At 34.6% G+C, this 11,425-nt stretch carries 9 protein-coding genes; 8 read left to right on the top strand and 1 reads right to left on the bottom strand.

Annotated elements, in window-relative coordinates:
- Positions 1 to 229: 229 nt before the first annotated feature.
- The 7 genes from R0F62_RS01575 to R0F62_RS01545 all read left to right on the top strand — a co-directional run bounded on the left by R0F62_RS01575 (position 230) and on the right by R0F62_RS01545 (position 9,448).
- Complete coding sequence (locus R0F62_RS01575; RefSeq protein WP_010082022.1) at positions 230 to 751, top strand: cytochrome b; 522 nt, start codon at positions 230 to 232, stop codon at positions 749 to 751.
- 5 nt (positions 752 to 756) lie between these two features.
- On the top strand, positions 757 to 1,785 hold the full coding sequence (locus tag R0F62_RS01570; RefSeq protein WP_010082023.1) for an NAD(P)H-dependent flavin oxidoreductase: 1,029 nt from the start codon (positions 757 to 759) through the stop codon (positions 1,783 to 1,785).
- Positions 1,786 to 1,907: 122 nt separating this feature from the next.
- On the top strand, positions 1,908 to 3,125 hold the full coding sequence (locus R0F62_RS01565; protein ID WP_317051395.1) for a hypothetical protein: 1,218 nt from the start codon (positions 1,908 to 1,910) through the stop codon (positions 3,123 to 3,125).
- A gap of 101 nt (positions 3,126 to 3,226) precedes the next feature.
- Complete coding sequence (locus tag R0F62_RS01560) at positions 3,227 to 3,601, top strand: hypothetical protein (RefSeq protein WP_274978971.1); 375 nt, start codon at positions 3,227 to 3,229, stop codon at positions 3,599 to 3,601.
- A 44-nt stretch (positions 3,602 to 3,645) separates the two neighbouring features.
- A complete protein-coding gene (locus tag R0F62_RS01555; protein WP_010082026.1) occupies positions 3,646 to 6,000 on the top strand; it encodes a VirB4 family type IV secretion/conjugal transfer ATPase in 2,355 nt (784 codons plus the stop codon).
- The gene (locus R0F62_RS01550; protein ID WP_317051394.1) at positions 5,981 to 8,842 is read left to right on the top strand and encodes a hypothetical protein; all 2,862 of its coding nucleotides are present in this window, start codon (positions 5,981 to 5,983) and stop codon (positions 8,840 to 8,842) included. Before R0F62_RS01555 ends, R0F62_RS01550 begins: the two co-directional genes overlap by 20 nt.
- Positions 8,843 to 8,962: 120 nt before the next feature.
- Positions 8,963 to 9,448, top strand: coding sequence for a WBM0748 family T4SS-associated protein (locus R0F62_RS01545; protein WP_010082090.1), 486 nt, complete (start codon positions 8,963 to 8,965; stop codon positions 9,446 to 9,448).
- Here R0F62_RS01545 and R0F62_RS01540 read toward each other — a convergent pair.
- Positions 9,445 to 9,936: an SH3 domain-containing protein gene (locus R0F62_RS01540; protein WP_007551030.1), complete on the bottom strand. Its 492-nt coding sequence runs from the start codon at positions 9,934 to 9,936 to the stop codon at positions 9,445 to 9,447. The two genes, R0F62_RS01545 and R0F62_RS01540, sit on opposite strands and share 4 nt — an antisense overlap.
- A gap of 70 nt (positions 9,937 to 10,006) precedes the next feature.
- Between R0F62_RS01540 and R0F62_RS01535 the strand changes: the two genes are divergently transcribed.
- Positions 10,007 to 11,371, top strand: a complete 1,365-nt coding sequence (locus R0F62_RS01535) for a pyruvate dehydrogenase complex dihydrolipoamide acetyltransferase (protein ID WP_274978970.1) — start codon at positions 10,007 to 10,009, stop codon at positions 11,369 to 11,371.
- Positions 11,372 to 11,425: the final 54 nt, after the last annotated feature.

The raw sequence follows: 11,425 nt of genomic DNA, 5'->3' as shown, positions 1-11,425 counted from the left end.
TTTAATCTGTACAGAGAAGATAAATAAATAGCTTCAGTTTCATGATAAGGAGGCTGGCGGAGTTTGTCAAGTAAGTTTTTCGTTTAATCCGTTTCTTGATTTAGGTGCCCTTGACTTCCGGCTGGGTCGAATTTGTATAGCTACATTGTCGGTAAATCTAAATTGCTTTAATGATTTTGATTGAAAAATAGTTTTTCTATTATATAAATGCTACTTTAGGGTAATCAAAATGGAAGACGATAAATATAGCCTAGGTTTAAGAGTTATCCATTGGTTGATGGCTGTTTTTATTATCGGTATGCTTTGTTCTGGACTTTATATGAAAAGCCTGCCACTTAGCAATGAAATTAAGTTCAACATATACGCTATTCATAAGGCTTGCGGTATCACTATTCTTGGATTAATCATAGTACGCATATTTTTTCGCGTCTTTACTTATGTTCCACCACTTCCAGCAAATTTTTCTCGGTTTGTAATCAATATAAGTAAAGCAGTACACTTTGGTTTATATTCTTTGATGGTGCTAATGCCACTATCTGGCTATGTCATGTCTTCTGCTTCTGGCAAACAGATCAAATATTTTTTTCATATCCCTTTGTTGATTAATCAAAACAAAGATCTAGCTAACACGGCTAACGAGCTACATTCGATGCTTGCATATTTTATGGTACTCTTTATAATCTTACATATACTTGGCGCCTTAAAACACACATTTATAGATAAACAAAACATTTTTAAACGTATGATATAGGTTATATGTTAAGTAGCCTCTGGAAAAAAGGAACAGATTTTCTTAGCAGTGAGTTTGCTATAATGGGTGGTGCTATGAGCTGGGTTTCAGAGAGAAACTTGGTCTCAGCAATCTCAAACGCTGGTGGTTTTGGTGTGATTGCATGTGGTGCAATGTTTCCAGACTTGCTAAAAAAAGAAATCATAGAGACGCAGCAATTAACTAACAAGCCATTTGGTGTAAATCTAATTACTATGCACCCAAAGTTGAGTGAGTTGATAGATGTGTGTATTGAAACGAAAGTGAGCCATATAGTGCTTGCCGGTGGACTGCCAACAAAGCCTAATATAGAAAAAATCAAGGGTGCAGGCATTAAAGTTATGTGCTTTGCACCAGCATTAAGCCTTGCGAAAAGGTTAGTAAAAATGGGAGTAGATGCATTAATAATAGAAGGAATGGAAGCAGGTGGGCATATAGGTCCAGTTAGCACTTCTGTTCTTGCACAAGAGATATTGCCTCATTTTAAAAATGAACAAATACCAGTGTTTGTTGCAGGTGGAATAGGAAGAGGTGAAATGATAGTTAATTACCTGGAAATGGGAGCAAGTGGCTGTCAAATAGGTACATTATTTGTCTGCACTAATGAGTCAATTGCCCACAAAAATTTTAAGGAAGTGTTTATTAAATCGGCCGCACGTAATGCAATACCTTCTGTACAGATAAGTGCTGATTTTCCTGTAATTCCAGTAAGAGCTATAGCCAACAAAGCAAGCGATGACTTTATGAAGCGTCAAAAAGAAGTTATTGATGAATACCAAAAGGGACAGATCTCAAAAGAAGATGGGCAGCTTGAAATAGAAAAATTCTGGGCTGGAGCTTTAAGAAGAGCAGTAATTGATGGAGATGTTGAAACGGGATCTTTAATGGCTGGCCAAAGTGTTGGCATGGTTGATAAGGAAAAGCCTGTAAAAGAAGTAGTGGATATGTTAGTTCAACAAGCAAAGAATCATATTAATAGCAAATCTGTAGAAGTAGAAAGCCCAGAAAGCAAATAGTTAAGCGACCTTCCAATAAGCAAGTTGCCGCAATTATTTATAATATGGCATAATTGCCCAGTTTTAATGTAAAATTAACGCTAAAGAGGTATCTATACATTTTGTTATGTATGGAGGAGTCTATGCTAAGTTCTAAAAAAGATATTAACCAACAATTGCACGACACTATATACAAAAAGGTAACAAAAGAAAATCATAAATATGGAAGCCCACAAAAGGGAGATGGAACTATCAAAAAATGCATAGAGTTGTTCAAGGAAGGAGCTAGTCCTGAGGTATTAACTGAATTAGAAAAATCGCTGAGAGAACAATTAGAAAAATCACCAGAAAAACAAGAGGAATATCAAAAACATTATAAGTATTATATCGAAAACTTTCTTCCTGCATTGAAAGATGAAGTAATAAAATCAGAAGAACTAGCTGTACCTACAGTATTTAACAATGAAAGAGAACAATCACAAAGACCACAAACAATAAGAGGAAAAATAGTAAAAACAATTTTGGATATTACTAACAGGAGCAGCAGTGTAAGCTCAATACCAAATGCTGTTGAAGAAAATATTGAAGATCAAATGCAGCTAAAACATATGGAAGAGCAAAACAACACACAAGAAACACTCTTGAATGTAGCTGAGAAAAAAAGTGGTGATAATAAAATACTTAGTAATTCAGATGTTGCAGAGGAAGTGTTTGAAAAATATAGCAAGGGTGTGAAAGAAATAGAGGAGAAGAAAACTTCTAAACTCAGTAGTGGCAATGACTCAGATAGTGGAATAGACTCACCTAGAACGAGTAAAGAAAGTTTGAAATCACCAGTAAGTAGCAGAAGGAGCAGTTTAACTTTAGTAACAAGCACTTCATCTGAGGAAAGTTTAAACTCAACATTGAGCTCTGTTGAAGGAGATAATGGCTTACAACCAGAGGGTGGAGAAAAAACTGAGTTATTAGAATCAAATTTGGAATCCCCAAAAGAAAACGAGACTCAAGTGCAGCCAGAGCAGACTGTAAAAAAAGAGCCAAAAATGCAAGAAAATGAAAACTCAGATGGTCAAGCAAATCCAGATCAAGTTAAGAAAGATATCCTACTTAAAAACCAACCCAATAACAGAAATCTTCACGTTGCACTTGTAGCAGGTTGTGCTCTCTCCACAATAGGGTGCATTGTTGCAGGAGCAATGACATCAGGATTGATAGGAGCAGGACTACTTGCTATGGCTGCAGTGTTTGCTATAGCAGCAGTAGCTGAATTGCATTCAAACTTCCTATCAAGTAAATTAACATCCATTAATGTGAGTCCTCTTGTTGATGATAAAGAGCTTACAGCATGTTCACGTCTGTAAAAATTAAATATGTGTTACTTGTAGTGGATAAGTGAATTCAGTGCTTGCCTATTGATATAAAAGTTGTTATATTTAAGAAATGTTTAAAAGGTATTTAGTTGATGCGCATTCAATTGAATAAAGTTTTGGTTTTTATAGCCTTATTAAGTTTCATTTTTGCATCATATTCTAGCGAAGCAAGTTCGGCGAGTGATGAATTAAAGGGTATACAAGAAACGGTAAAAAATTTTATTTCTTCATTTTCAGTTAAAGATACTGTAGAAAATATGAGTCCTTCAACAATCATAGGGTTGTGTATAGCTGCAGTGATACTTGCAGTAGTGTTGAGAGGTCTAATCTTTTTTATGATAATGTTTGGTGTACTGGTCCTGATGTTCGGTAGTACAGAAAAGGCAACAGACTACTTAAAAGAAAAATTTAACTTTGCAAAAGATATAAAATTACAATCCGATAGCGAAAAAAAAGATAAAAATTAAGATAGTATTTTTATCTTTTTTAATTATCTTTATTGAATACGCATATGCAGTTAAAAGTACCAACAGTTAACTCTAAGCTTAAAAAAAAGAACAACTTAGCATTACTAGAAAGCATTGATTTAGATTTTGTTCCTTATGCTTGTCATTACGATGAAGAAACCATACTAACAAAACAGGGAGAATTGTTAAAAATAATCAAGTTAGAAGATTATTCTTCTGTTGATAACTACAGCGACCTCAGAACTGAAATTAGAAAAAGCATATCAAAAAATATTAATAGCCTGTGTTTTACCGTTTGGATTCATACCGTTAGAAAGCGCAATAAACTGAGCTTGAAATGGAATAAAACTGAAGACTTCTCTGACAACCTACATTCAACGTGGTTTAATAAACTAACTGATAGTAAATTACAGTATATAAATGAACTATACATTGTAATATTGTTTAGCGATTTTGGCAAGCATACTAATAATTCGTTTTTTTTCAATAGAATAAAGAATAAGCATAAGTTGTCTTTACAAGAAAGCCATCAGGAGTTGCAAAAGATAACTGACGTAATTCAAAATGATTTAGGACCTTTTGGAGCTAAAAAACTGAGTCTAAGGTTTAGTGAAGGTAAAATATATTCTGAAATGATAGAATTTCTCCACTATATTGTTACATTAACGCACAAAGATTATCCAATACATGAAAGGGACCTGTCGCAATATATTAGAAATTTTAAAATAGCTTTTGGTTTCAATACGTTTCAAACAATATTTGAAAATCAACAGAAATTTGGCTCTATTTTCAGCATAAAAGAATACCGGGAAATCTCTTTAGGTAATATAGATAGATGCTTGCAGCTTGAATCTGAATTTATCATTACAGAAATAATGATATTTACTAGTAATAACAAAGCAATAAAAGAATTTAAAAAACAAATCAACATGCTGCAAATTAGTGAGGATAATACCTTACTTAAAAGCTCAGGAATTGAAGAAATAATAGAGCTTGAAAAGACCTCTAGTATAGACTTCTGCCAACAGAAAATTATTTTTACAATATTTGCAGATGATAGGAATAAGTTAGCTGAAAGTATTAGTGATTTATCTTCTATAATGTCATTAGTTGGCTTCATGATGTTTAGAACTGATTTACATATGGAAAGTCATTTTTGGGCACAACTTCCAGGCAATTTTGCTTTTATTACGCAACCGAAAAATATCTTAACAAAATACGCTTGCAGCTTTGCTATGCTGCACGATTTTACGTCAGGTACATTAAAAGGAAGAAGGTGGAAAGAAGCGGTAATGATTTTTTTTTCAAAAAAAGGAAATCCTTACTTCTTTAATTTTCATGGAAAAAGAAATAATGGCCATACTACGATACTCGGAGCTCCAAATTCAGGCAGAACTTCACTCATTAATTTTCTATTATCAGAATCAAGAAAGTTTAACCCAAGAATTGTCATATTGGATAACACTGGAAAATCAATAATTTTTACTAAAGCAGTGAGTGGTAAATATTACATAATCGATCCAAAATATAAGGACAAAAGCCTAAAATTTAATCCACTAAACATTGAAGATAGTGCTTCCAATCGCAATATGTTGGTTGAACTGATCAGAAGAATGGTAGCCGATACGAGCTTGGTGGACGTAGAAGAAAAGATAAGAAAAATTGTGGATTCTATATTTGCTATACCCAAGGAATCACGTTCTATTTCACAAATTTCTGAGGTGCTCTTGCTCCTTGGGGGTAAGATAAGTAGATGGTGTGACGATGGTGACTTTGCTTACTTATTTCAAGATGGTGATGAATCAGATATTGACTGGGAAACAAAAATTATATCTCTCAACACCGCAAACCTTACAAAACAAAAGGAATGTATGTCCGTGATACTTTACTATTTTTTATATTCTTTTGAGGCAAAATGTGATGGCTCGCCTGCAATACTTGTTTTGGATGAAGCATGGGAGATAAGTAATATTTTTCCTACAGAGAAAGAGTTTGATAACTGGATGCAAAGAATGACGGAACTAAATGTTGTAGTAATCCTAAGTACTGAGAATTTAAATCTCGCATTTGCTAGCAAATTTACTCAATATTTAGATAAACATGTTGATACAAGAATCTTGATGCCGAACGTCAATGCAAATAGATTATACATGAAGGCATTTTCTCTATCGAAAGAGGAGCTGAATATAATTCTGCAGACGCCAACACAGGAAGGTTTATTTTTGATAAAACAGTACAAAGGATTAGTAACCTTAAATCTGGATTTGAAGGATATGCAAGAAATACATGTACTTTCAGCTAACAAAGAGACTATAAAGTATATGTATGAGGCAATAAAAGAAAAAGGAGAAGAAGTTAATGAGTGGTTACCGGTATTTTATGAGAAGTGTAAGGCTTAATTTCTTATTGATATTTTTTTTGATACTTGGTCTTTCGTATCAAGGATATGCTGATTGTCCAACATTTGTAGAAAGTAATACTTGGTGGGAAGCAATAGTTGGTGGAGATTGGGTAAAGGAAATTAAGGTGCAAGCAATAAAAGATCAAGGAGTTGATGGTTACTTTAATCCCAAAATTAGAGTATGTGCTTATGATGGACAAAGTTATTGTTATGACTTACAAAGTGGGGAATCCTGCCGCCAGATATATGGAACGCAAGGTACAGGAGCTGGAGTTTCTGCTGCAGCTTTTATCGACTGGGAAGGAGATAAAACAAAAGCTGGAGGAGAAATTGCTCGGGGTCTTAAATGGGAATGGGCAGACGGTGTTACTGATGAGGAAAAAAGAAGATTCGCTAACTCTCCTAAAATATGTGCTTGCAGTCAAAAATGGGCTTGTATGTCAGGAATTTCTTCATGGGGTTCTAGAGTATTTTCGGGTGAGAATATTTTCCGTCCTGGGGAGATGGAAAAAGTCTGTGATACCTGCTACCAAACGGCAGTAAAATGTGCTCCTGTTCCACTTGCACCTGGCCCCCCTCCATTTTGTGAACAACTTGCAATGTCGCTTCCACAAGTTAGAATTGTTCCTATAACAGATAAAGACAATGATTACTTTAATCCTAAGGTTAAGGTAATCATTGGTGATCTGAAAGGAAGAGACGGAGAGATTGGAGAAAAATTAGATTTCCCTAAAGGGTATGGAGAAAATAAAGCTGAGTGGCGCTCTATTTTAGACAAAGATGGCATCACGTACTACTTCAAAACTTATAGAGAAAAAGATAAGCTCTGCGCTGAATACCTTGGAACTCAAAGTATAGATGAAAACAATCCACAGTTCATCCGCTGTTTTCCTGCACCACCTGCTCCAGAACCTGAGATAGTGGAGATAGTAAATGCAAATACATTGAAAGTAGAAATGAAGATGAGTGAGAGCACTTGTGCTAAAGCACATGGAACCTATAGTAATGGTTCCTGTACTTTTAATGTTAATACTGACCTCAACCATCCTATAAACATTGGCCCCCTATCTTTAAAAGTAGTAAAACCAGCAATAGTAGCAAAAACAACTGATAGTAATATTGATAATATTATAGAAGGTATATTAGAAAGTAATCCGCAACAATTTAAAGTTCTGAAAGAATATGGCTATGTTCCTGATGTGCAAATTAAATGTTCTAAAGGCGGAAGTTTTTATAGTTTTAATGATTTTGAGAAAAAGTTAAAAGACAAATCTATTCAATGTGAATTTAATAACTCTGGGCAGCCGGAAATAGAAGTAAAGTATAAAGGAAATTCTAACAGTAAAATGCTTTGTCTTTCTGGATGGCAGCCAGAACCAGAGGAGTTTGTTCTTAAAAGAGAAAATAAAATAATACCACTAAAATTAATGGGAACAAGATATACTAAATACAATGCTGTTTACGCCAAGGAATCAAATCAGTTCTATTATCTTCCAAGCAAGGAAATAGTTTACCCTTTGAAAGAAACTCAAGAGAGGTTGGATAAAATAATATTTAATAAGCAAGAGTATGGTTTCTTCCCTGATGAAAATGAGCAGAAGAAGGAAGAATGCAGTTATTGTGTGAAGAAAGATAGCAAAATAGACGAAAAATTAAAATCTGGTGAAGGACTGAAAGTAGTATACAAATTGACGGATGTAGAGCATAAAGAAGGATGTGCGCAAGGTGATGATGGTTGCATCTGCTTTGATGGAAAGTGTAGCCGTTCAAAACAATATTTGAATAAAAATGAAGATGATAAGCCATTCTACTTAAGGTATGAGGAAGTGGATTGTAAAGATAAGGATGGTAAAGTATTAAGAGATGAAAAAAATGAAGTACGAAAGTGTACACAATTAAAAGATCAACTGATTAAAGCAAACAGAACAGAGGTTTTTTACGCTGATAAATTGTGTAGGTTCGATTTAGAAGGTCTCAAAAAGAAATTAAAAGAAAAATTAAAAGAGATAATCAAGGAACATCTGAAAAATAAGAAACCAGATCTTGAAAACAATAATGAAAAATCCTATGATCATAAAAATAAAGATGTTTATACAGATGACTTATCAATAAAATTTGATCGTATTAAAATAGAAGCGTGGGGAAGTGGTGAAGCAGGTCATATACAAGGTAGTGGCTGCGACAATCAAAAATGCCATTCTACTGAAAGCAGAGTAGGGATGCCAGGAGATTATATTAAAGCTAAACTGAAAATCGATCCTAATTATCCTATAATTAAGGTGCAAGTCACAGAGGGAGGGGGTAACCAGGAAAGTAACTTCTCAGATAAGGACGGGGGACCTGTTTTCATAGAAATGTGCAATTCGCAGAAGCAACATTGCCAGCAACTGATTACTGTTGGAGGTGGAGGTGAGTGTAGAACATACGGTGGTAAGGGTTATGAGGAAACAGTAATTCATAAGCAAGATTTAAAGCTAGAGGAGAAAATTGTAAAGGCAGATAAACTGAAGTCTACACAAGACAATCAAATAGCATATATAGAAAATGGTGAAATCAAGTATGAAACAGTAGAGTGTGGAAGTGGTTTGAGAAGCAGTAGATCTGGTGCAGGTGGCTGCATTAATAAAAGCAAAGGAATTTATGGTAAAGGCTCTCCAGGGTATGTGAAGATTAGACCTATTATAAAGGAATTTGACGAAGAAGAAATAAATGCTGCTATTAAAAAAGTAATAGAGGATCTATACGATCTTGAAACTATGACTGATTTTTGGGTAGGGGATCTTAACGTGAATATAAGTGGGATAATTAAAGAGGAAGTCAAAAAAGAATTATCAAGGTAAAAAGATATAGCTCTGGAAATGATGCTCTTGTTTTAATAATTAATTAAAGTAAAGCATGTAGTAAATGGTGTAATTGCTGTATCTTAACAAAAAGGTATAACGAATGTAGGAGGGTGCTTTATGTCTCTAAAGAATAAAATTTCTGAGTTAATAGAACAACAATTTAGCATTAAATACCATGACAATTATTTGGCTTACACTATACATAATTGGGCTGCAAGCGAAATATCTGATTCTATTACTTTTTGCATAATTGGTTGTGGAAATTGCAAGATTGGATATCAAGATGTTGCAAAGTCATTCAACATAACAAAAGAAGAAATTGACCAAGGTAATATTGCAAGCATAGAAAGTAAAATAAAAAGTGAAGCTGAAAAATCAGGTAGCGAGTTTTCTGAGTTGATTTCTAGAGTGGATCAATCGCTAAAAGAGCAGAGTGAAAAGTCTATTGTACAAATTTTAGATTCATCCGCTGAGGAGATGTTAAGGAGTTTCTGTGATAGCCCTGTACAGTCTCCAGAGCCTCAAGAACCCTCTGCTTCATCTGAAGAGCATGCTACAGAAGGCCCAGAAACTAGTGTTAATTCAGATCTTTTGTCAACCTAATCAACCCCATATATATGTTTTTTTTGTACCCATGCTTTGCGTTTTGGGGTGGAAAGAAAGCACCATTCTTCGTTGCATTTTTCTATCTTCATCACAACAAACTTGTCTATTTTCATAGTAATCTTGCTGTCTACACTCTGTTTTTGATATCCATAAGTATCTTCTTTTACAATCGCGTAGCGCTTATCACTAAGAAGATTGCCTTTTATCCATCCGCAGTCTTCATCTATATCGCAGACCTTTTTCCAACTCTCAAACTCTTCTATCACTTTCAGGGGCAGATTTTTGCAAGTGTATATCCATTTTACAGGATAGTGAAACCCTGGCCCCGTTCTCATGTTGATCTTATTTGATTTGGTTGAAACAAAGTTGTTAGCAAACAAGCTATGGCTAAATAATAAAAACAATAGGATAATAGTACTGAACCAAGATCCCAGTGTCACGCACTGGGATAACGTGAGGGATAGTGTAACAGACTTATTCATCATAATTCACGATTAGGTTGACATAAGATAAAGAGTAAATTAAAAATTGAATAGATCTTTAAATGCAAAATCAATGCCTATAGAAATATTAATGCCTGCTCTTTCACCAACAATGAGCAAAGCTGGAGGAAAAATTGTAAAGTGGCATAAAAAAGAACAAGACAAAGTTGAAGTAGGCGACGTAATTGCTGAGATAGAGACTGATAAAGCCATAATGGAGTTTGAATCTATAGATGAAGGAGTTTTAGCAAAAATTTTAGTAACAGAAGGAACAAGTGGCGTGCCTGTAAATCAACCAATAGCTTTAATGCTGGAAGAAGGAGAAGATGAAAGTGCACTTAACAACTATACTTCAACTTCCATCAATAGTGCAGTTAAAAAGGAAGTGACAAAAAGTGCTGTTGATAATCAAAAATCAGAACACCAAGATTTAAACGGAAAGCCAATAAGTCATTCTTCGGTGTCATTCCAGCGCGTGACGCTGGAATCCAACCCCTCAATGTCATCCCAGTGCTTGACACTGGGATCTAGAAAAGAAGAATGGATCCCAGTGTCAGCTACTCAGATGACAGAGGGTTATGCAGAAGGTAGAACAAAAATAAGCCCATTAGCTAAGAAAATAGCTCAAAATGAAGTGGTTAATGTGCAGCAATTAAAAGGTACAGGACCATATGGTCGCATAATTAAGGCTGATGTGTTGGAGTTTTTAGGCAGTGGTATACATACTGAAAGTCCTGAGAAAGATACCATAGTTGAAGTAAGCAACATGCGCCAAGTGATAGCACAGCGCCTGACTGAATCAAAACAGAATGTTCCACATTTTTATTTAACTGTAGACTGCCAGGTTGATAAGTTAATATCGTTAAAAAACGAGATTAACTCAGCAGATGAAAACAATAAAGTAACAATTAATGATCTAATCATAAAAGCTGCAGCTTTCAGCATGAAAAAATTTCCTGATATAAATTCTTCGTGGATAGATAATAAAATACTGAGATATTCAAATATAGATATTTCAATCGCTGTGGCACTTGAAGATGGGCTAATTACTCCTATAGTAAAAAATGCTGATAAAAAGGGTATTTTATCTATATCAAAAGAAGTGAAAGATTTAGTAAGCAGAGCAAGATCTGGAAAATTGAAACCTGAAGAGTTTCAAGGAGGAGGGTTTACTATCTCCAACTTAGGGATGTTTGGTATAAAAGCCTTCAGTGCTATAATCAATCCGCCGCAATCTTGCATTATGGCAGTTGGTGCATCTAAAAAACAACCAATTGTTATGAATGAGAAAATAGAAATAGCAGAAATAATGACAGTAACGCTCTCTGTTGACCATAGAGCAGTTGATGGGGCACTCGGAGCAAAGTTTTTAAATGCCTTTAAGCATTATATAGAGAATCCTCTGGTGATGCTTATTGAAACTGCGGTAATCTATTAGCATTGTTATTACAAAATTAATACCTCTAAGTTTATACTTTTATTAGTTAATAGG

Source organism: Wolbachia endosymbiont of Drosophila aff. chauvacae BK-2020 (assembly GCF_032848195.1).
In the GTDB taxonomy this organism is placed as follows: domain Bacteria; phylum Pseudomonadota; class Alphaproteobacteria; order Rickettsiales; family Anaplasmataceae; genus Wolbachia; species Wolbachia pipientis.
This window is presented reverse-complemented; position numbering and strand designations above follow the sequence as displayed.

Coding starts and splice junctions, on each gene's coding strand:
- R0F62_RS01555 (WP_010082026.1), top strand. CDS start 3,646: ATGCAGTTAAAAGTACCAACAGTTAACTCTAAGCTTAAAAAAAAGAAC.
- R0F62_RS01540 (WP_007551030.1), bottom strand. CDS start 9,936: ATGATGAATAAGTCTGTTACACTATCCCTCACGTTATCCCAGTGCGTG.
- R0F62_RS01535 (WP_274978970.1), top strand. CDS start 10,007: ATGCCTATAGAAATATTAATGCCTGCTCTTTCACCAACAATGAGCAAA.
- R0F62_RS01560 (WP_274978971.1), top strand. CDS start 3,227: ATGCGCATTCAATTGAATAAAGTTTTGGTTTTTATAGCCTTATTAAGT.
- R0F62_RS01570 (WP_010082023.1), top strand. CDS start 757: ATGTTAAGTAGCCTCTGGAAAAAAGGAACAGATTTTCTTAGCAGTGAG.
- R0F62_RS01545 (WP_010082090.1), top strand. CDS start 8,963: ATGTCTCTAAAGAATAAAATTTCTGAGTTAATAGAACAACAATTTAGC.
- R0F62_RS01575 (WP_010082022.1), top strand. CDS start 230: ATGGAAGACGATAAATATAGCCTAGGTTTAAGAGTTATCCATTGGTTG.
- R0F62_RS01550 (WP_317051394.1), top strand. CDS start 5,981: ATGAGAAGTGTAAGGCTTAATTTCTTATTGATATTTTTTTTGATACTT.
- R0F62_RS01565 (WP_317051395.1), top strand. CDS start 1,908: ATGCTAAGTTCTAAAAAAGATATTAACCAACAATTGCACGACACTATA.